Source organism: Modestobacter versicolor (genome assembly GCF_041028285.1).
Taxonomy (GTDB): Bacteria; Actinomycetota; Actinomycetes; order Mycobacteriales; family Geodermatophilaceae; genus Modestobacter; species Modestobacter versicolor_A.
This window is the reverse complement of the sequence record NZ_JABGDB010000001.1, coordinates 1,168,337-1,188,108: the sequence shown is the minus strand read 5'-3', so window position 1 is coordinate 1,188,108 and position 19,772 is coordinate 1,168,337. Positions and strand designations below refer to the sequence as shown.

Annotated in this window: 21 protein-coding genes; 14 read left to right on the top strand and 7 right to left on the bottom strand. The window is 76.7% G+C overall.

Annotated elements, in window-relative coordinates; translation table 11 throughout:
* The first annotated feature begins 50 nt into the window (after window positions 1-50).
* The 5 genes from hrpB to malQ are packed head-to-tail and all read left to right on the top strand — an operon-like array spanning window position 51 to window position 7,006.
* The gene (gene hrpB, locus HL054_RS05960) at window positions 51-2,636 is read left to right on the top strand and encodes an ATP-dependent helicase HrpB (protein WP_369137896.1); all 2,586 of its coding nucleotides are present in this window, start codon (window positions 51-53) and stop codon (window positions 2,634-2,636) included.
* Complete coding sequence (locus tag HL054_RS05955) at window positions 2,590-3,159, top strand: sugar O-acetyltransferase (RefSeq protein WP_369137895.1); 570 nt, start codon at window positions 2,590-2,592, stop codon at window positions 3,157-3,159. The genes hrpB and HL054_RS05955 overlap by 47 nt, the downstream gene beginning before the upstream one ends.
* Window positions 3,156-3,824, top strand: coding sequence for a TetR/AcrR family transcriptional regulator (locus tag HL054_RS05950; RefSeq protein WP_369137894.1), 669 nt, complete (start codon window positions 3,156-3,158; stop codon window positions 3,822-3,824). The genes HL054_RS05955 and HL054_RS05950 overlap by 4 nt, the downstream gene beginning before the upstream one ends.
* Window positions 3,821-5,029, top strand: a complete 1,209-nt coding sequence (locus HL054_RS05945) for an MFS transporter (RefSeq protein ID WP_369137893.1) — start codon at window positions 3,821-3,823, stop codon at window positions 5,027-5,029. The genes HL054_RS05950 and HL054_RS05945 overlap by 4 nt, the downstream gene beginning before the upstream one ends.
* Window positions 5,030-5,086: 57 nt before the next feature.
* On the top strand, window positions 5,087-7,006 hold the full coding sequence (gene malQ, locus HL054_RS05940; protein ID WP_369137892.1) for a 4-alpha-glucanotransferase: 1,920 nt from the start codon (window positions 5,087-5,089) through the stop codon (window positions 7,004-7,006).
* A 43-nt stretch (window positions 7,007-7,049) separates the two neighbouring features.
* Here the strand turns inward: malQ and HL054_RS05935 are convergent, their stop codons facing one another.
* Window positions 7,050-7,874 carry an alpha/beta fold hydrolase gene (locus HL054_RS05935; protein WP_369137890.1) on the bottom strand — a complete coding sequence of 275 codons (825 nt, stop codon included), beginning with the start codon at window positions 7,872-7,874 and terminating at the stop codon, window positions 7,050-7,052.
* A 224-nt stretch (window positions 7,875-8,098) separates the two neighbouring features.
* Here HL054_RS05935 and HL054_RS05930 point away from each other — a divergent pair, with 224 nt between their 5' ends.
* From HL054_RS05930 to HL054_RS05920, 3 genes are all read left to right on the top strand, one after another.
* Window positions 8,099-9,124 (top strand): helix-turn-helix domain-containing protein, encoded by a 1,026-nt coding sequence (locus HL054_RS05930; RefSeq protein ID WP_369137889.1) that lies wholly within the window; start codon window positions 8,099-8,101, stop codon window positions 9,122-9,124.
* A gap of 45 nt (window positions 9,125-9,169) precedes the next feature.
* The gene (locus HL054_RS05925) at window positions 9,170-9,499 is read left to right on the top strand and encodes a hypothetical protein (RefSeq protein WP_369137888.1); all 330 of its coding nucleotides are present in this window, start codon (window positions 9,170-9,172) and stop codon (window positions 9,497-9,499) included.
* A gap of 152 nt (window positions 9,500-9,651) precedes the next feature.
* A complete protein-coding gene (locus HL054_RS05920) occupies window positions 9,652-9,855 on the top strand; it encodes a hypothetical protein (protein WP_369137887.1) in 204 nt (67 codons plus the stop codon).
* 24 nt (window positions 9,856-9,879) lie between these two features.
* Here HL054_RS05920 and HL054_RS05915 read toward each other — a convergent pair whose 3' ends face one another.
* Entirely contained in the window at window positions 9,880-11,091 is a 1,212-nt protein-coding gene (locus HL054_RS05915) for an MFS transporter (RefSeq protein WP_369137886.1), read from the bottom strand.
* A 44-nt stretch (window positions 11,092-11,135) separates the two neighbouring features.
* The gene (locus tag HL054_RS05910; RefSeq protein WP_369137885.1) at window positions 11,136-12,650 is read right to left on the bottom strand and encodes a Mur ligase family protein; all 1,515 of its coding nucleotides are present in this window, start codon (window positions 12,648-12,650) and stop codon (window positions 11,136-11,138) included.
* A gap of 107 nt (window positions 12,651-12,757) precedes the next feature.
* Between HL054_RS05910 and HL054_RS05905 the strand changes: the two genes are divergently transcribed.
* Window positions 12,758-13,198, top strand: a complete 441-nt coding sequence (locus HL054_RS05905) for a hypothetical protein (protein ID WP_369137884.1) — start codon at window positions 12,758-12,760, stop codon at window positions 13,196-13,198.
* On the opposite strand, the gene HL054_RS05900 is transcribed toward HL054_RS05905, so the two are convergent.
* Window positions 13,173-13,505 carry a YnfA family protein gene (locus HL054_RS05900; protein WP_369137883.1) on the bottom strand — a complete coding sequence of 111 codons (333 nt, stop codon included), beginning with the start codon at window positions 13,503-13,505 and terminating at the stop codon, window positions 13,173-13,175. The genes HL054_RS05905 and HL054_RS05900 overlap by 26 nt on opposite strands.
* A gap of 49 nt (window positions 13,506-13,554) precedes the next feature.
* Here HL054_RS05900 and HL054_RS05895 point away from each other — a divergent pair, with 49 nt between their 5' ends.
* Entirely contained in the window at window positions 13,555-14,361 is an 807-nt protein-coding gene (locus HL054_RS05895; protein WP_369137882.1) for a DUF998 domain-containing protein, read from the top strand.
* Window positions 14,362-14,474: 113 nt separating this feature from the next.
* Here the strand turns inward: HL054_RS05895 and HL054_RS05890 are convergent, their stop codons facing one another.
* A complete protein-coding gene (locus tag HL054_RS05890) occupies window positions 14,475-15,002 on the bottom strand; it encodes a DUF4396 domain-containing protein (protein WP_369137881.1) in 528 nt (175 codons plus the stop codon).
* A gap of 67 nt (window positions 15,003-15,069) precedes the next feature.
* Here HL054_RS05890 and HL054_RS05885 point away from each other — a divergent pair, with 67 nt between their 5' ends.
* On the top strand, window positions 15,070-15,561 hold the full coding sequence (locus tag HL054_RS05885; RefSeq protein WP_369137880.1) for a DUF6153 family protein: 492 nt from the start codon (window positions 15,070-15,072) through the stop codon (window positions 15,559-15,561).
* Window positions 15,562-15,643: 82 nt separating this feature from the next.
* Window positions 15,644-16,249: a DUF305 domain-containing protein gene (locus HL054_RS05880; protein WP_369137879.1), complete on the top strand. Its 606-nt coding sequence runs from the start codon at window positions 15,644-15,646 to the stop codon at window positions 16,247-16,249.
* Window positions 16,250-16,253: 4 nt separating this feature from the next.
* Here HL054_RS05880 and HL054_RS05875 read toward each other — a convergent pair whose 3' ends face one another.
* Window positions 16,254-16,616 carry an ArsR/SmtB family transcription factor gene (locus HL054_RS05875; protein ID WP_369137878.1) on the bottom strand — a complete coding sequence of 121 codons (363 nt, stop codon included), beginning with the start codon at window positions 16,614-16,616 and terminating at the stop codon, window positions 16,254-16,256.
* Between the two features lie 93 nt (window positions 16,617-16,709).
* Here HL054_RS05875 and HL054_RS05870 point away from each other — a divergent pair, with 93 nt between their 5' ends.
* Together HL054_RS05870 and HL054_RS05865 are read left to right on the top strand one after the other, a co-directional pair.
* Entirely contained in the window at window positions 16,710-18,122 is a 1,413-nt protein-coding gene (locus HL054_RS05870) for an FAD-dependent oxidoreductase (RefSeq protein WP_369137877.1), read from the top strand.
* Window positions 18,119-19,339 (top strand): MFS transporter, encoded by a 1,221-nt coding sequence (locus HL054_RS05865; RefSeq protein ID WP_369137876.1) that lies wholly within the window; start codon window positions 18,119-18,121, stop codon window positions 19,337-19,339. The genes HL054_RS05870 and HL054_RS05865 overlap by 4 nt, the downstream gene beginning before the upstream one ends.
* Here the strand turns inward: HL054_RS05865 and HL054_RS05860 are convergent.
* The gene (locus HL054_RS05860) at window positions 19,336-19,755 is read right to left on the bottom strand and encodes an arsenate reductase ArsC (protein WP_369137874.1); all 420 of its coding nucleotides are present in this window, start codon (window positions 19,753-19,755) and stop codon (window positions 19,336-19,338) included. The two genes, HL054_RS05865 and HL054_RS05860, sit on opposite strands and share 4 nt — an antisense overlap.
* Window positions 19,756-19,772: the final 17 nt, after the last annotated feature.

The following is a 19,772-nucleotide window of genomic DNA, read 5'->3' as shown; positions in this document are numbered from 1 at the left end:
AGCCTGGCCCGGTCGGCGCGTCGGGACAAGGGGCGGCCAGACTCGGCCGCGTGCTGCCACCGCCCAGGACGCCCGGCACCGACCTGCCGGTGCGCTCAGCGCTGGCGGCCCTGGACGCCGCGCTGGACGCCGCCGGCGCCGCGGTGCTGGTCGCCCCGCCGGGCACCGGGAAGACGACGCTGGTGCCGCTCGCGCTGGCCGACCGGGGCCCGGGCCGGGTGCTGGTGGCCGAGCCGCGCCGGGTCGCCACCCGGGCCGCCGCTCGCCGGATGGCCGCCCTGCTCGGCGAGGACGTCGGCCGGTCGGTGGGCTACAGCGTCCGGGGCGACAGCCGGCGCAGCGACGCCACCCGGGTCGAGGTGGTCACCACCGGCCTGCTGGTCCGCCGGCTCCAGGCCGACCCGGAGCTGCCCGGCGTCTCGGCGGTCGTGCTGGACGAGTGCCACGAGCGGCAGCTGGACACCGACCTGGCCCTCGCCTTCACCCTGGACGTCCGCGGGGCGCTGCGGCCGGAGCTGGAGCTGCTGGCCATGTCAGCGACGGCCGAGTCCGGGCGGCTCGCCGAGCTGATGGGGCAGGCGCCCGTGGTCGAGGCGACCGGCGCGCTGCACCACGTCGAGCCGGTGTGGTGCCCGCCCAGCCCGCCGGTCGCCCCGCCGCACGGGCTGCGGGTCGACCCGCGGCTGCTGGCCGCGGTCGCCGACACCGTGCGCCGGGCGCTGGCCGAGACCGCCGGCGACGTGCTGGTCTTCCTGCCCGGCGCGGGCGAGATCGGCCGGGTCGCCGGGCTGCTGACCGGCGTCGACGCCGACGTCCGGCCGCTGCACGGCCGGCTGCCGGCCGCCGACCAGGACGCCGCGCTCAGCCCGGGGCCGCGCCGGCGGGTGGTGCTGTCCACCGACGTCGCCGAGACCAGCCTGACCGTGCCCGGCGTGCGCACCGTGGTCGACGCCGGGCTGGCCCGGGTGCCGCGCTTCGACGTGGCCCGCGGCATGGGCGCGCTGGTGACCGTGCGGGTGTCCCGCTCCTCGGCGGTGCAGCGCGCCGGGCGGGCCGGCCGGGAGGCCCCGGGCCGGGTGTACCGGCTGTGGTCGGCCGCCGAGCACGACCGGCTGGCGGCCTCGGGCGAGCCGGAGGTCAGCGGTGCCGACCTGACCGGGCTGGCCCTGGAGCTGGCCTGCTGGGGTGCGCCGGACGGCGCCGGGCTGGCGCTGCCCGACGCCCCGCCGGCGGCCGCCTTCACCGTCGCGCGGGAGACCCTGCACCGGCTCGGCGCGGTGGACGACGCCGGCCGGGTCACCCCGCGCGGCCGCTCGCTGACCGCCGTCGGCGCCCACCCCCGGCTGGCCCGGGCGCTGCTGGACGGGGCACCGCTGGTCGGCCGGCGCCGGGCCGCGGAGGTGGTCGCCCTGCTGTCGGCCGACGTCCCGAACCGCTCCGACGACCTGGTCGCCGGCTGGCGGGAGCTCCGCCGCACCCGGGACGGCCGGTGGCGCGAGGAGGTCGACCGGCTGACCCGGGCCGCTCCCCCGGCCACCGGGACCACCAGCGACGACCGGACCGAGGACTGGACCGACGACCCGACCGACGACCAGGCCGCGGGGCTCGTCGTCGGTCTGGCGCACCCGGAGTGGCTGGCCCGCCGCCGCCCCCGCGCGGAGCGCACCTACCTGCTGGCCGCCGGCACCGGCGCGGAACTCCCCCCGGGCAGCGCCCTCGCCGGGGCGGAGTGGCTCGCGGTGGCCGCGGCCGACCGGGCCCCGGGCCGCCGCGACGCCCGGGTCCGGGCGGCGGTGGCCGTCGACGAGGGGACGGCGTTGCTGGCCGGCGCGGCTGCCCACACCGACGCGGCGGAGGTGGTCTGGCGGGACGGCGACGTGGCGGCCGCCCGGGTGGAGCGCCTCGGCGCGATCGTCCTCGCCGAGCGACCGCTGCCCCACCCCGACCCGGCGGCGCTGGCCGCCGCGGTGGCCGAGGGGCTGCGCACCGAGGGCCTGGGGCTGCTGACCTGGACGCCGGCCGCGGTCTCGCTGCGCGCGCGGCTCGCCGCCGCGCACGCCGGGCTCGGCGACCCGTGGCCGGCGGTCGACGACGAGGCGCTGCTGGCCGCGCTCGCCGCGGGCCCGGCGCTGGGCGGTGCCCGGCGCCGGCGCGACCTGGCCCGGGTCGACGTGGTGGCGGGGCTGCGCGCGCTGCTGCCCTGGCAGCTGGCCGGGCGGCTGGACGACCTGGTGCCCGAGCGGGTGGAGGTGCCCACCGGGTCCAAGGTGCGGGTCGACTACACCGACCCGGCGGTGCCCACCCTGTCGGTGCGGGTGCAGGAGGTGTTCGGCTGGACGGCGGCGCCCGTCGTCGCGGGCCGGCCGCTGCGCCTGCAGCTGCTGTCCCCGGCCTCCCGGGTGGTCGCCACCACCGCCGACCTGGCCGGCTTCTGGGTCACCGGCTACCCCGCCGTCCGCAGCGAGCTGCGCGGCCGCTACCCCGGCACCCCTGGCCGGAGGACCCCGCGGCCGCGACGCCGACCCGGCGCGCCGCGCCACGCCGGAGCTGATGTGTACAGCCGTACACCCGATGTGTACGGTCGTACACATGGCCGACGACCAGCGTTCGATGCGCGACCGGATGCTCGCCGGTGACCCCTACATCGCCGACGACCCGCAGCTCGCGGCCGACAGCACCCGGGCCCAGTCGCTGACCCACCGGTACAACACCATGGACCCCACCGACGGCGCCGCCCGGCGCGCGCTGCTCGAGGAGCTGCTGGACGCCTTCGGGCCGGGCAGCGAGATCCGGCCGCCCTTCCACTGCGACTACGGGTACCGGACCACGGTCGGCTCCCGCACGTTCGCCAACTTCGGGCTGGTCTGCCTCGACGTCGCCCGGGTCACCATCGGCGACGACGTCCAGCTGGGCCCGCGCGTCCAGCTGCTCACCGCCACGCACCCGGTCGAGCCCGGCCCGCGCCGCGACAAGTGGGAGTCCGCCGAGCCGATCGTCATCGGGGACAACGTCTGGCTCGGCGGCGGCGTCATCGTCTGCCCCGGCGTCACGATCGGCGCGAACACCGTCGTGGGCGCCGGCTCCGTGGTCACCCGCGACCTGCCCGCCGACGTCGTCGCGGTCGGCAGCCCTGCCCGGGTCGTCCGGTCGCTGGGGTGACCACCGCACCCGCCACCCGGCCCGGCGACCGCCCGGCTCGCCGGCACGACCCCGACCGGGCCTCCCGGATCGTCGACGCCACCATCGACGTCCTCGCCGAGCACGGGGTGGCCGGCACCACGCACCGCCTCATCGCCGCGGCCGCCGACGTCCCGCTGGGGTCGCTGACCTACCACTTCACCGGCCTGGACGACCTGCTGGAGAGGGCCTTCACCCGGCACGCCGAGCGGATGGCGGCCGACTACGAGGCCCGCTTCGCCGACGTCCGGAGCACTGAGGACCTCATCGACGCCGTCACCGGGCTCGTGCACGCCGAGGCCGACGCCGACGACCGCGACTGGGCCGTCGCCTACGAGCTCAACCTCGCCGCCGTGCGCAACCCGGCGCTGCGCACGGTCACCGAGTCCTGGATGCGGCGCAGCCGCAGCGTGCTCGAGCGCTTCGTCGACCCGACCACCTCGCGCGGCGTGGACGCGCTGATCGAGGGCCTGGTCATGCACAAGGTCCTCTCGACCGGGCCGGTCTCCCGGGAGCAGACCCGCGAGATCGTCGCCCGCGCCGTCCGGCCCACCGACTCCCCCACCAGCGACCCGACCACCAGCGACTTCCCCACCAGCGACCCCACCACCAGCGACCCCACCACCAGCAGCGAGGACCCCGCGTGACCACCACCCGCGACCCCCAGGCACCGCCCGGCCCCCGGCTGGCGTCGGCGACCCGGGCCACCTACCTGGCGTTCATCGGCGCCGGCTTCGCCTTCGCCAGCTGGGCCTCCCGCATCCCGCAGGTGCGCACCCGGCTGGACCTCGACCCTGCCGCGCTCGGGCTGGTGCTGCTGGCGATCGCGGCCGGCTCGGTGCTGGCGCTGCCGCTGTCCGGCCCGCTGATCGCCCGGTTCGGCTCGCGCCGGACCGTCATGGTGATGGCCGTCGTCCTCGGCGTCTCGCTGCTGGTCGTCGCCGTCGGTTCGGCGACCGGGGTCGCCGTGCTGGTCGCGGGGCTGTTCCTGATGGGGCTGTCCAACGGCGCCTGGGACGTCGGGATGAACGTGCAGGGCGCCGTGGTCGAACGCCAGCTGGAGCGGTCGATCATGAGCCGGTTCCACGCCGGCTTCAGCCTCGGCACGGTGGCCGGCGCGCTGCTCGGGGCGGGGCTGGTCGCCCTCGACGTCCCGGTCGCCGCGCACCTGGTGGGCGTGGCCGTCGTCGTCGGCCTGGGCGTGCCGTTCGCCGTCCGCGGGTTCCTGTCCGACGTGCACCCCACCGACGACGTCCCGGCCGACGGCGGCCCGAGCGCGCTGACCGCCTGGCGCGAGCCGCGGACGCTGCTGATCGGGCTCTTCGTGCTGGCCTTCGCCTTCGCCGAGGGGTCGGCCAACGACTGGATCAGCGTCGCCCTCATCGACGACCACGGCGTCTCCCCCGCCGTCGGCACGCTCGGCTTCGCGGTCTTCCTGGCCGCGATGACCGGTGCGCGCTGGGCCGGGCCGCCGCTGCTGGACCGCTACGGCCGGGTCCCGGTCGTGCGGCTGCTGGCCGTGCTCGCCGTCGCGGGGCTGCTGCTGTTCGTCTTCGGCAACCCGGTGGTGGCCTTCCTGGGCGCCCTGCTGTGGGGCGCCGGCGCCTCCCTCGGCTTCCCGGTCGGGATGAGCGCCGGGGCGGACGACCCCGCGCGGGCCGCCGGCCGGGTCAGCGTCATCGCCTCGCTGGGGTACTGCGCCTTCCTCGGCGGGCCACCGCTGATCGGGCTGCTCGGCCACCAGGTCACGGTGCTCAAGGCGCTGCTGGTGGTCGCCGTCCTGCTGGCCGTGGCCACCGCGATCGCCGGGACGCTGCGGCCGCCGGCGGAGGAGCCGCACCCGGGGGTGTGACCGCCTCCGCACCCTCCCCACCCGGCGAGGCGGGCGGCGACCCACGATCATCGAGGGGTGACCAGCGCCGCCTCCCAGCCGCAGCCCACCCCCGCCGCTCCGACCACGGACGCCTGGGGCATCGACGCCAGCTGGCTCGACGCCCTCGACGAGGTGCACACCGTCGCGCCGGCGACGATCGAACGCCTGCGCGCGGTCATCGGCACCCCACCGGAGGACCTGGCCGAGCGGACGCCGATCGTCGCCCGCCCCGGTGACCCGCTGGAGGTCGACGAGGCCGAGGTCACGTGCGAGGACGGCAGCACCCGGCAGGTCGACGGCGAGCTGCCCGAGGACTTCCCCCTGGGCTACCACTCGCTGCGCACCCCGGACGGCCGCGAGCGCCGGCTGATCGTCTCCCCCGGCCGCTGCTGGCTGCCCGAGGGCTGGCGCGCCTGGGGCTGGGCCGTGCAGCTCTACGCCACCCGCGGCCGGGACAGCTGGGGCATCGGCGACCTCGGCGACCTGCGCACCGTCCGCGAGCTCGCCCAGACCCAGGGGGCCGGCTTCGTGCTGGTCAACCCGCTGCACGCGGTCGCCCCGACCGAGGGCCAGGAGGACAGCCCCTACCTGCCGGCCACCCGCCGGTTCCGCAACCCGGTGTACCTGCGGATCGCCGACGTGCCCGGCGCCGAGGGCGTGGACGTGGAGGACGAGGCCGGGCGGGCGCTCAACGACGGCGCGCTCATCGACCGGGACGCCGTCTGGGCGCTCAAGCGCCGGGTGCTGCAGCGGGTCTTCGACTCCCGGCACGCCGACGACGGTGCCGAGAAGCCCTTCCGCGACTGGTGGTGGCACGAGGGCCAGCCGCTGATGGACTGGGCGACCTGGTGCGCGCTGGCCGACGCGCACGGGCCGGACTGGCACGGTTGGCCGGCCGAGCTGCAGGACCCGCGCGGCGAGGCGGTCGCCGCGTTCGCCGCGGCGCACGACCGCGAGATCGCGTTCCACGCCTGGCTGCAGTGGCTCCTCGACGTCCAGCTGCGGGCGGCCGCCGAGGGCGTCACCGTCATCCAGGACCTGCCGATCGGCGTCGCCGGCGGCGGCGCCGACGCGTGGGCCTGGCAGGACGTGCTGGCGCAGGGCGTGAGCGTGGGCGCCCCGCCGGACGCGTTCAACAGCCTGGGCCAGGACTGGGGCTCACCGCCGCTGGTGCCGTGGCGGCTGCAGGCCGCCGACTACGAGCCGTTCGTGCAGTCCATCCGGGCGACCATGGCCGGCGCCGGCGGGCTGCGGGTGGACCACGTGATGGGGCTGTTCCGGCTGTGGTGGGTGCCGTCGGACGGGACCGCGGCCGAGGGTGCCTACGTCCGCTACCCGCACGAGGACCTGCTCGACATCGTCGCGCTGGAGAGCCACCGGGCGCAGGCGATCGTCGTCGGGGAGGACCTGGGCACCGTCGAGGACGGCGTCCGGGAGGCGATGGCCGAGCACGGGATCCTGTCCTACAAGCTGCTGTGGTTCGAGGACGACGCCCCTGCGCAGTGGCCGGCCGAGGCGATGGCCGCGGTGACCACCCACGACCTGCCGACCGTCCCGGGCCTGTGGACCGGCTCGGACCTGGCCGAGCAGCGCGAGCACGGCCTGGGCACCGACGAGGACCTGGAGCGCGGGCGCAGCTCGCTGCTCGCGCACCTGGGCAAGGTGGCGAAGAAGTCGACCCCGGACCAGGCGGTGCGGGCGGCCTACCGGCGGCTGGCCGGCGCCCCCTGCACGCTGATCTCCGCGACGCTGGACGACGCGCTGGGCGAGGAGCGGCGGCCGAACATGCCCGGCGCGGGCGAGCGGCCGAACTGGTGCCTGCCGCTGCCGGTGCCCACCGAGGAGCTGGCCGGGCACCCCGGCGTCCAGGCGGTCGCCGCGCTGCTGGCCGACGGCCTGCAGCCGAAGAAGACCCAGGCCAAGCGCAAGCCGTCGAAGTCGGGCAACCCCGGGTGAGACCGCGGGGACCGGCCCGGCCGGCCGGTCCCCGCGGCGGGGCTCAGCCCTGCAGGAACGCCAGCAGGTCGGCGTTGATCGTCGCGGCCTCCGTGGTCGGCATGCCGTGCGGGAAGCCGGCGTAGGTCTTCAGCGTCCCGTTCGGCAGCAGCTCGGCCGACAGCGGACCCGAGTCGGCGTAGGGCACGACCTGGTCGTCGTCGCCGTGCATGACCAGCACCGGCACGGTGATCTTCTTCAGGTCGTCGGTGAAGTCGGTCTGGGAGAACGCGACGACGCCGTCGTAGTGGGCCTTGGCGCCGCCGGCCATCCCCTGCCGCCACCAGTTCTGGATCACGGCCTCCTGCGGCTCGACGCCGGGCCGGTTGAAGCCGTAGAACGCCGTGGCGGGCAGGTCGCGGTAGAAGTTCGACCGGTTGGTGGCCACCTGCTCCTGGATGCCGTCGAACACGCTCTTGGGCAGGCCGCCCGGGTTGGCGTCGGTCTGCACCATGATCGGCGGCACCGCGCTGATCAGCACGGCCTTGGCGACCCGGTCCTGCCCGTGCCGGGCGAGGTAGCGGACGACCTCGCCACCGCCGGTGGAGTGCCCGACGTGCACGGCGTCGTGCAGGTCGAGGTGGGCGGTGACCGCGGCGAGGTCGTCGGCGTAGTGGTCCATGTCGTGCCCGTCGCCGACCTGGGTGGAGCGGCCGTGGCCGCGGCGGTCGTGGGCGATCACGCGGTACCCGTGCTGCACGAAGAACATCAGCTGGGCGTCCCAGTCGTCCGACGACAGCGGCCAGCCGTGGCTGAACACGATCGGCTGGCCGGTGCCCCAGTCCTTGTAGAAGATCTCGACACCGTCGGTGGTGGTCACGATGGGCACGCTGGTTCTCCTCTTGTCCTCGTCGTCTGCTGCTCCGGTGAGCGCTCCGGACGCTAGGGCCGCCCCCGCCCCTGCGGGTGTGCCCTCCGTGACGGGGTCCGGACCCTGGCTGCCGGACCTGGTCCGGGCGCGGCCCGGTGAGAGCCTTTACACCGGCCCGCCGGGACGGCGAGGATCTCCCGGTCAGGGCAGCGCTGCCGTGGTCCCCGACCGAGGGAGCACCCGTGGTCACCCTGCTCGACACCGACCGGCTGCCGACCCCCGAGCGCCGGCCCGCCCAGGTGGCCGCCCTGCTCGAGGCGACGATGACCTCGAGGGTCCGCTTCACCGGCGGCCGCGGACCGACCCGGGCCCGGCTGGAGGCCTGGGACCTCGGCGGGCTGCCCGTGCTGCGGGCCGAGCTCACCGGCGAGCCGGTGCTGGGCCGCTCGGTGCGCCAGGTGCGCGACGACGTCCCGCCGACGGTCTCCTTCGCCGTGCAGGAGCAGACCGGGGCGCGGCAGGACCACCTCGGCAGCCAGCGCGCCGTGCCCGCCGACGGCCTGGCGGTCACCGAGGTCTCCACCGTGTACGAGTACCGCTGGGCCGGCCCCGGCGCGTGCCGCGCCCTGCAGGTGCCGGTCAGCCGGCTGGGCCTGCCGGTCGACGTCGTCCGCCGCGCCGTCCCGGTGGCCCACCACAGCCCGCTCTACGGCCTCGTCCGCACCCACCTGGCCCAGGTCACCCGGGACGCCGAGCTGCTGGCCGCCGAGCCGCTGGCCCGTTCGGTGGCCTCGGCCACGGTCGACCTGGCCCGCGCGCTGCTCGCGTCGGCGGCCGGGTCCGGGCGGGCGCTCGCGGACGTCGCGGCGGCGACGATGCTCACCCAGGTGCGCAGCTACGTGCAGCAGCACCTGGCCGACCCGGGGCTGGACGCCGAGCAGGTCGCCGGGGCGCTGGCCGTCTCGGTGCGCCAGCTGTACCGGCTGTGCGCGGCGGCCGGGGTCAGCCTGGAGCAGTGGATCATCGAGCAGCGGCTGGAGGGCGCCCGCGCCGAGCTCGCCGACCCCGGCAGCCGGGACCGGTCGATCGCCGGGGTGGCCCGCCGGTGGGGGTTCACCGACCCCTCCTACTTCAGCCGCCGCTTCCGGCAGGCCTTCGGCGTCGCCCCGCGGGAGTGGCGGCTGGGCGGCCCCCCGCCGCCGGCCGTCGTCCTGCTGCCCGCCGACGGCGTGCGGATCCGCCCGGCGGCGCTGACGCGGATCGACTGACCGCGCGGTCGAACGTGTGTTCGACCGCCGTGAGAGCATCGTGCGGTGGCGGGCGGGATGAACCGGGGGCGGCACGGCCCGTCCCTGGCCGACCGCGCGGCCCGCTCCGGCGTCCCCGCCGCGGCCCCGGCGCCCCCTCCCCCGGCGTCGTCCTCAGCGCCGTCCCCGGCCCGGCGGGCGGGCGCGGACGGGCACGGCCGGCACTGCTGGGTGCACGACCCGCCGGACGCCCCGGGCACCTGGCCGGGGCTGCTGGTCGAGTGGCGGCAGCGCGAGGACGGCTGGCACGGCCGGGTCGCCTACACCGTCCCCGGCGACCACGGCCCGGTGCTGGTCGAGGCGTGGCTGCCGGCCGACCAGCTCAAGCAGGGCTGAGGCGGGGCGCATCGAGGTGCGCCGCACCGCTGGGTCGCCGGCCCGGGACCCCGCAGCGGGCCGCAGCTCGACGCGGTTTCAGCAGGCACCCCGGCGGGATACCGCAGGACCAGGACGCCCGGACCCGCCGGGCCGCAGAGCGGAGGACACCGATGACCAGCCCGCGCGACGAACCGACGCTCGACGACGTGATCATCCCCGAGGAGCAGGCGCCCCGGGACCGCAGCGAGCACGCCAAGGACCCGCACCTGTCCGACGAGGCCCTCGAGCACCGCACCGAGCTGGAGCGGCAGGCCGTCGGCTCGGACGACGCCAAGCCGGCCGGCGCCTACGAGCACGACGCCACCGAGGGCTGACCTGCGACGGCCCCGGGACGCCGTTCAGCGGCGTCCCAGGGACCGTGTCCGGCCCAGCACGAGGCTCAGCAGCAGGGCGGCCAGCGTCGACCCGCCGGCCAGCAGCGCCACCCCGGACCAGCCCGCCTCGGACCAGGCCCGGCCGGCCAGCGTGCCGCCGACCGACGAGCCGACGTAGTACCAGAACGAGTACAGCGAGGCCGCCTGCCCGACCGGCCGCCCGCCGAGCTGGGCCCGCGCCGCCACCCAGCCGTTGGCCACGCCGTGCGCGGCGAAGAAGCCGGTGGTCAGCACGCACACGCCCAGCACCACGCACCACAGCGGGGTGGGCAGGGTCAGCGCGATCCCGGCGCCCATCACCAGCACCGCGCCCGGCACCACCAGCCGGCGGCCGAACCGGTCGGCCAGCGCGCCGGCGGTCGGTGAGCTCACCGAGCCCAGCAGGTAGGCGAGGAACACCAGGCCGGCGAGCGCCGGGGTGAGCCCGTACGGCTCGGACTCCAGCCGGAAGGTGCCGGCGTTGTAGACCGCGACGAAGCCGCTCATCAACAGCGCGGCGACGCCGTACAGCGCGAGCAGCGCCGGGTCGGTGAAGGCCCGGCCCAGCTGCCGGAGCAGCGGCCCCTGCCGGACCAGCGGGGTGAACCGCCGGGAGGGGGGCAGCAGCAGCCGGACGGCGACCGCGCAGCCGACGGCCAGGACCGCGACCCCGCCCAGCGCCGTCCGCCAGCCGCCCAGCTCGGTGAGGAAGCCGCTGAGCACCCGGCCGGTGAGCCCGCCGATCGCGGTGCCGCTGACGTAGAGGCCGACGGCCCGGGAGCTGACCGCGGGGTGCAGCTCCTCGCGCAGGTAGGCGACGGCGACCGCGGGCAGGCCGGCCAGCGCGAAGCCCTGCACGCCGCGCAGCACCAGCAGCACCTCCCAGGAGGGGGCGACGGCGAGGAGGACGGCGAGCAGCGCGACGACCGCCAGGCAGGCGTGCAGGATGCCGGTGCGGCCCCGGCGGTCGGACACCGGGCCGAGCACCAGCAGCCCGACGGCGAGCGCCGCGGTGCCGATCGAGATGGCCAGCGTCGACGCGGCAGGGGTGACGTCGAACGCCCGGCTGAGCTCGGGCAGCAGCGCCTGCGGCGCGTAGAGGGTGGCGAAGACGGCGACGCCGGCCAGGAACACCGCGAGCGCGGCCCGCCGGAACCCCGGTTCGCCGACCCGGTGCCCCGGCCACTCCTCCGTCACGCCCTGCAGCCTGCCCGGACGCGGCGTCGCTCCCCGCGCAGGGGTCAGGAGGCGCGCTCGGTCACCAGGTCGGCGACGGACTCCAGCGCCTCGCGCGCGACCACGGCGTCGTCGAAGGGCACCGGGGCGCCGTCGTCGGTGAGGGTCTGCTCGTGGCCGCGGCCGACCACCAGCACGACGTCCCGCTCGCCGGCGGCCTGCACCGCCTCGGTGATCGCCTCGCGCCGGTCCAGGACGGTGTGCACGGTGGCGCTGCTGCCGATCAGCCCGACCCGCAGCTCCTCGACGATCGCCTCGGGCCGCTCGCCGTGGCTGCCCTCGTTGGTGAGCCGGACGGTGTCGGCGGCCCGCGCCGCGACGCCGAGCCCCTGCCGCTTGTAGCGGTCGCGGCGGCCACGGGCGCCGAGCACCAGGTGCACCCGCCCGCCGGGGCCGGTGAGCTCGCGGGCGGTCGCCAGCGCCTCGGCCAGCGCGCCCGGGGTGTGCGCGTAGTCGACGACGACCAGCGGCCCGCCGGCGCCGCGGAGCAGGGTGTTGCGGCCGGCCGGCGGCGCGGTGGCGGCCAGCCCGGCGGCGACCGCCTCCGGGGGGAGCCCGAGCGAGCGGCCGGTGGCCCAGGCGGCGGCCAGGTTGCCCACGTGCACGCGGCCGACCAGCGGTGAGCAGAGCCAGTGCCGGCCGTCGCCGTCGTCCAGCACGAGGGTGGTGCCGCCGGCCCCGGTGCGCCAGCTCACCACCCGGACGTCGGCGTCGGCGTCGGGCCGGGTGCTGACCCGGGTCACCGGCACCCGGGTCTGGTCGGCCAGCCGCCGTCCCCACGGGTCGTCGACGACGACCACCGCGCTGTCGGACCGCTCGGGGCTGAACAGCAGCGCCTTGCTGGCCCAGTACTGCTCGATGGTGCCGTGGTGGTCGAGGTGGTCCTCCTCGAAGCCGGTGAAGACGGCGACCTGCACGTGCACGCCGTCGACCCGGCCGACGTCCAGCGCGATGGACGACGCCTCGACCACCGCGCTGGTGGCGCCGGCGTCGAGCATCCAGCGCAGCAGACCGTGCAGCTCGGGGGCCTCCGGCGTGGTCAGCCGGGTGCTGCGCTCCAGCCCGCCGACGCGGGCACCGAGGGTGGTGACCACCCCGGCGCACTCGCCGGCGGCCTCCAGCACGCCGCGGACCAGCGTGCTGGTCGTGGTCTTCCCGTTGCTGCCGGTGACGCCGACCAGCCGCAGCTCGTCGGCGGGGTCACCGGCCAGCAGGGCGCCCAGCGGGCCGAGCAGGGCGCGCACCGAGGGCACCTGCAGCTGGGGCACCGTCCCGGGCACCGGCCGGTCGGTGAGCAGCGCCGCGGCGCCGGCGGCGACCGCCGTCCCGGCGAACCGGTGGCCGTCGCTGCTGCCGCCCCGGACGCAGGCGAACAGGGAGCCGGGGGTGACGGCGCGGGAATCGGTGACCAGGCCGGTGAGCAGGAGGTCGTCGGGGCCGCCGGAGCGGACGACGGGGCCGGCGGCGACGGCGCGGGCCCGGTGCTCGACGGCGGACCAGGCGACGGCGGGGAGCGGCACCCCGGCAACGGTAGGGCCGGATCGCCGGTTCGGCAGCGTGAGATCCGGCGGCGCACCACCCATCGCCCGGGGCGCGCTCCCCCGGCGGGGCTGGTTGGCTCGTCGGCGTGGCCCGCCTGACCGTCGAGGACGTCGCCTGCTGGGTGCTCAAGAGCACCCTGCCGCCCGACGGGATCGCGACCGGCTGGCCACCTGGCGGCAGCCGGGAGCTGGAGCGTTGCCTGCGCTCCTCCTACCGGCTGGAGCTGATGGCGGCCGGCCAGCCGTGCCTGCTCTGGGTCAGCGGTCGCACCCGGCCCGGCGTGCACGCGGTCGGCGAGCTGACCGCCGCCCCGGTCGGGAGCGGCGGCGGGCCGGTGGTCGCCGTCCGGCTGACCCGGCTGGCCGAGCCGGTCGACCGGGCCGAGCTGCTGGCTGACCCGGCGGCCCGGGACGCCGAGGTGCTGCGGATGCCGGCGGGCAGCAACCCCTCCTGGCTGTCGGCCGGGCAGTACGCCGCCGTGCGCGCCCACCTCGGCCCGGTCAGGCGGTCCGCGGCGCGTACATGATCAGGGCCACCCCGACCAGGCAGACCAGCGCACCGGCGACGTCCCAGCGGTCGGGCCGGAAGCCGTCGGCGACGGCGGCCCACAGCAGCGACCCGACGATGAACACCCCGCCGTAGGCGGCCAGCACCCGGCCGAAGGCGGCGTCGGGCTGCAGCGTCGCGACCACCCCGTACAGCGCCAGCGCGACCGCGCCCACCCCCACCCAGGCCCAGCCGCGGTGCTCGCGCAGCCCCTGCCAGACCAGCCACGCGCCGCCGATCTCCAGCAGCGCGGCGAGGACGAACAGGGCGATCGAACGGGCGGTCACCGCGCCCACTCTGCCGCCTGCCCGGCAGGAGCTGGGACCATGGCTCCTCGTGACGGACAGCCGGTACCGCTGGGGCGGGCTCGCGTGGGCACTCACGCTGCAGTTCTTCGTCGTCGAGGCGATCGCCGCATCGCGGTTCGGCGGCTTCTCCTACTCGGAGGACGTGATCAGCGACCTGGGGACGGCGGGCTCCGCGGCCCGGGTGCTGATGAACGCCTCGTTCGTCGTCCAGGGGCTGCTCATCGCCGCCGGCGCCCTGCTGCTCGGGCCCGGGCTGGCCGGCACCGGCGGCCGGCTGGCCCGCGTGCTGCTGGTCGTCTCCGGGCTCGGCGTGCTGCTGGTCGGGGTCTTCCCCTCGGACGGCAACGCCACCGCCCACTCCCTCGCCGCCGGCGCGCACCTGCTCGGTGGCGGCGTCGGCCTGATCGCGCTGGCCTACGGGGTGCGGCCGCGCTCGGAGGAGCTCGGGACGGCGCTGGCGGTGCTCGGGCTGGTCGGCGTCATCGGCACGATCTTCTTCGGCTCGGCCGTCTTCCTCGGCCTCGGCGAGGGCGGGATGGAGCGGGTCGCGGCCTACGTGATCCCGATCGGGCTGGTCGCGGCCGGCATCGCGCTGTGGCGGCAGAAGGACGGCTGGCTGGCGCTGACCAACCCCGACGGTACGCCCAGCCGCCGGCAGCTGCGGGAGGACGCCCGGCTCGAGCGGGCGCAGCGCGCCGCCCAGCGGGACGCCGCGCTGGAGGCCGCCGCCCGCCGTCCGGCGGAGCGCCCGGCCCCGGCTGCCCCCGCACCGCGGCCGGCGGACGAGGACGACGACTTCGACCCCGACGACCCCTGGGCCCCCCGCCGCCGCTGACCGTCCCCCGGGATCAGGTGACCTGATCCCGGGTGCTCCTGGCTCAGGGTGTGCGGTGAGCCAGGAGCAACGGCGGTGAGCTCGGACGTCGCGGCCCGCGACCGCCGACCCCGTCAGTGCAGCGCGTGGACGACGGCGTGCCCCTTGCCGCGGCCCATCAGCCACCGGTTGACCGGCGTGGTGACGACGAAGGCCACTGCCAGGGCCGCGGCGAGCGCACCCCAGAAGAAGCCGCTGCCCAGGCCGGCGTCCATGGCGCCCGGGATCGTCAGCATCGCGGCGTTGTCGACGACCTCCATGACGGTGATCGACAGGGTGTCCGCGGCCAGCGCGACGCGCAGGGCCCGGCGGAACGGGAGCCCGGCGCGCAGGACGCCGCGCATGGTCAGCGCGTAGCCGAACACGAAGGCCAGCCCGATCGCGAGCGCCACGGTGGCCAGGTCGTGCCAGCCGAGCGAGGTGCCGATCACCATGCCCAGCACCTCGCCGATGGCACAGCCGGTGAGGCAGTGCAGGGTTGCCTGTGCGGCCATGGCCCAGCTGACCGGGCCGCCGTGACCGGCGTGCTGCTGCCCGTCGGGTCCGGGGTGGCCGTCGTGCAGGGCCGGGCCCGCGTGCTGGTGGGTCGAGTGGGCGTCCATCGCGTTCCTCCTGGGTCGATGTAAGTAACGGGATACCCCTAGGGGGTATGCCTGCGCAAGGGGTACCGTGGCGGAGGACGACCGGCGACGACGACTGGAGGGGGCGACGGTGCTCACCGCGACCACGGCCCACCAGCACGCGCTCCGCGCCGGGGTGGGGCTGATCGCCCGCCTGCTGCTGGTGTTCGGGGTGCTCACCGGCCTGTTCGCCATGCACGGCCTGAGCACCGGCCACGGATCGCCGGGCGGGCACGCGGCAACTCCGGTCGAGGCCATGGCCACCACCATGACCACGACCATGACCATGACCGACGACCATCCCGTCGCCCCGGCGACCGGGCACCCGGCCGACGACGCCCCGAGGTCCGACCTCGCCGAGCTGTGCCTCGCCGTCCTCACCGGCGTCGCCGTGCTCGTGCTCCTGCTGCTGCGCCCGCTCCGGGCCCTGCCGGCCACCGCCTTCCACGACCGACCCGCACCCCGGCCCCGGCGCGTCCGGTCCGGGTGGCCACCCCTGAGACCGCCCGACCTCAGCGTTCTCTGCGTCCTGCGGACCTAGGCCGATCGACCCGTTCCCAGCGCTGCCACGCGCCCGGGACCACCGCGATCTACCCATCCCGTCCCAGTTCGAGGAGACCCCCATGTCCGTGCACCGCATCACCGTGGCCGTCACCGGCCTCGCCACCGCCGTCGTCCTCACCGCCTGCGGGAGCGGGGACGGCACCAGCGCACAGTCCGCGTCCTCCGTCGGCGCCGGCTCCTCTGCATCGGTGAGCAGCGCCAACGCCGCCGACGTCACGTTCGCCCAGCAGATGACCGTCCACCACGAGCAGGCCGTCGAGATGGCCCAGCTCGCCGCCGACCGGTCCGGCAGCGCCGAGGTGCGTGACCTCGCCGCCCGGATCGAAGCCGCCCAGGGCCCGGAGATCGAGACGATGGCCGGCTGGCTCGACCGCTGGGGCACCGGCGCCCCGACGTCGGGCACCGGCCACGGCGGGCACGGCTCGGGCGCCATGCCTGGGGGGATGTCCGCCGCGGAGACGGACCGGTTGACCGGCCTGTCCGGCGGCGCGTTCGACCGCGAGTTCCTGACGCTGATGATCGATCACCACGAGGGGGCGGTCGACATGGCCAGGACCGAGCAGGCAGAGGGGCACGACCCCGACGCGGTGGCGCTGGCGGCACGGGTCGTCGCCGACCAGACCGCGGAGATCGCCGAGATGGAGGAGCTGCTCGGGCGGCTCTAGCTCGTCAGGGCGCGCAGCAGGCGTCGGCGCCCTCAGGAGTGAGCGCGGCGAGGGTGGCCAGGGTCTTGACCGGGCCGGCGAGGGCCTCGCAGCACAGCGAGTAGACGTTGCTGCGGCCCTTGGGGGTGATGGTGACCAGACCCTGCTCGCGCAGCGGCGCCAGGTGGTGGCTGACCAGAGTCTGGCTCATCCCGGCGGCGTCGGTGAGCTCCCGGACGGTGCGCGACCCCTCGGCCAGCAGCAGCAGCAGGTGCAGGCGGTTGGGGTCGGAGAGCGCCTTCAGCTGCGGTGCGAGCATCCTCGCGCGATCGGCGGGCGAGGTCAGCTCGTCGACGTCGAGCAGGCGGACGTCCAGGCCCTGGGTCATGCGCCGAGTGTGCCACACCGTCGTTGCTGTCAACAGCGTTCGCTGTTAATGTCCCTCGACGTTGGTAGTCGGCGGACGAGGACGGAGCACGTCATGAGCGCGTACACGACGGACGACCTGCCGGTCGTGGTGATCGGGGCGGGGCCGGTGGGCCTGGCCGCCGCCGCCCACCTGCTCGAGCGGGGCCTGGAGCCGCTCGTGCTCGAGGCCGGGCCGACGCCCGCCGCCGCGGTGCGCGCGTGGGGGCACGTCCGGCTGTTCTCCCCCTGGGAGTACGACGTCGACGCGGCGGCCGCCCGGCTGCTGCAGCCCACCGGCTGGCAGTCCCCCGACCCGGCGCAGCTGCCCACCGGCGCCGAGCTGACCGATCACTACCTGGCCCCGCTGGCCGCCACCCCGCAGCTGGCCGGGCGGATCCGCACCGGCACGCGGGTGGTCGCGGTGTCCCGGGTCGGGGTGGACAAGACCCGCACAGTGGGCCGCGAGGGCCGCGCCTACCTGGTGCGCACCGTCGTCGACGGCCGGGTGTCCGACCTCCGCGCACGGGCGGTGATCGACGCCTCGGGCACCTGGGGCCAGCGCAACCCGCTGGGCGCTGCCGGCCTGGCCGCCGTCGGCGAGGTCGAGGCCGCCCCGTGGCTGACCGGGCCCCTGCCCGACGTGCTCGGCGCCGACCGGGCCCGCTTCGCCGGCAGGCACACCCTCGTGGTCGGCATGGGCCACTCGGCGGCGAACACGCTGCTCGCACTCGTCGAGCTCCAGAAGACCGACCCCGGCACCGCGATCAGCTGGGCCATCCGCGGCCGCTCCCCCGCCCGGCTCTACGGCGGCGGGGACGCCGACGGCCTGCCCGCCCGCGGTCTGCTCGGGTCGCGCCTCAAGGAGGCGGTCCAGGCCGGTGCGGTGACGCTGCACCGCGAGGTCACGGTCACCGCCCTGACGCCGTCCCCCGACGGCCGGCTGCACGTCACCGGCACCTCCCGGGACGGCGGGGCCCTCGAACTCGACGTCGACGCGGTCGCCGCGGCCACCGGCTTCCGCCCCGACCTGGCGATGCTCCGCGAGGTGCGACTGGACCTCGACCCGGCACTGGAGGCCCCCGCGCGGCTGGCGCCGCTGATCGACCCCAACTCCCACTCCTGCGGCACCGTCCCCCCGCACGGCCACCGCGACCTGCAGCACCCCGACGAGGGCTTCCACCTGGTCGGCATGAAGTCCTACGGCCGCGCCCCGACCTTCCTGCTGGCCACCGGCTACGAGCAGGTCCGGTCGATCGCCGCGGCGCTGGCCGGCGACACCGAGGCCGCCGACTCGGTGCAGCTGCACCTGCCGAGCACCGGGGTCTGCAGCACCGACCTGGGTGCCCGGGAGGCGGTGGAGACCTCGGGCGTCGGCTTCTCCACCGGCAGCCAGCACGGCTACTCGGCCGAGGAGCCACCGGCGGCCGGCTGCTGCAGCACCGCTCCCGAGCCGGTGACCATCGGGGCCCCCGCGTCGGGCTGGTGACCGGGCACCCGGCCGCCACGACGGGCACCGCCGGGGCGGACGCCCGCCCGTGTCCGCCCAGGAGGGTGCTGGCCGCGCTGTGCGTCAGCGAGGTGGTCAGCTGGGGCGTTCTCTACTACGCCTTCCCCGTCGCGCTCGCCTCGATCACCGCGGACACCGGCTGGTCCGCGTCGGCGACCACCGCCGCGTTCTCCGGAGGGCTGGTGGTCTCGGCGCTGGCCGGCATCCCGGTGGGCCGGTGGCTGGACCGGGCCGGCCCGCGGCGGGTGATGACCGCCGGTTCGCTGCTGGCCGGGCCGGCCGTCGCCGGGATCGCCCTGGCGCCGACGCTGGCCTGGTTCGTCGCCGCCTGGCTGGTGGCGGGAATGGCCATGGCCGCCACCTTCTACCAGGCCGCGTTCGCCGCGGTCACCCGCTGGTACGGGCCCGGGCGGGTACGGGCGCTGACCACGCTGACCCTGGTGGCCGGGCTCGCGAGCACCGTCTTCGCGCCGCTGACCAGCGTGCTGCTGGACCAGCTGTCCTGGCGGGCCACCTACCTCGTGCTGGCCGTCGTCCTGGTGGTGGTGACGGTCCCGCTGCACGCCCTGGCGCTCACGCCGGCGTGGACCCCGGCACGGGAGCACCCGCACCGGGACGCCGTCCCGGCCTCGGTGCGGTCGATCGTGACCAGCCCCGGCTTCCTGCTGCTGTCCGGGGCGCTCACGCTCACCGCGTTCGGCATGTACTCCGCCAGCCTGACGCTCATCCCGCTGCTCACCGGGCGGGGCATGTCCGCCTCGCTCGCCGCCACCACCCTCGGGCTGCTGGGCGCCGGCCAGCTGCTGGGCCGGATCGGCTACGCCCCGCTGACCGCCCGGACCACCCCGACGACCCGGACCGTGGCGATCGTGGCCGCCTCCGCGTTGGCGATCGGGCTGCTGGCCGCGGTCCCCGGACCGGTCCCGCTGCTGGTCGCGCTGGCCGTGTTCGCCGGCGCCGCACGGGGCGCCGCCACGCTGCTGGCGGCCACCGTCGTCGCCGACCGGTGGGGCAGCGACCGGTACGGCGCGCTGTCCGGCTGGTTCGCCGCCCCGATCACCGCCGCGGCCGCGCTCGCACCCTGGGCCGGCACGGCGCTGGCCGAGACCTTGGGCAGCTACCCGGCGATGCTGACCGGGCTGGCCGGGCTGGCGGCCGTCGCAGCCGTCGCTGCGGCGGCCAGCTCCCGGCTCTAGCGGGCCGGTGCGACCGGTACCTCGAGCTCGGTGAGCAGCCCGCGGATCCGGCCCTCGATCTCGTCCCGGATGGGGCGCACCGACTCGACGCCCTTGCCGGCCGGGTCCTCCAGCGCCCAGTCCAGGTACCGCTTGCCGGGGAAGATCGGGCAGGCGTCGCCGCACCCCATGGTGATCACGACGTCGGAGGCCTCGACCGCGTCGGTGGTGAGCACCTTGGGCTGCTGGTCGGAGATGTCGATGCCGACCTCGGCCATCGCGGCGACCGCCGAGGGGTTCACCTGGTCGCCCGGTACCGACCCGGCGGAGCGGACCTCGACGGCGTCGCCGGCCAGGTGCCGCAGCCAGCCGGCGGCCATCTGCGAGCGGCCCGCGTTGTGCACGCAGACGAACAGGACGCTGGGGCGGTCGGTCACGTCGTTCTCCTTGATCG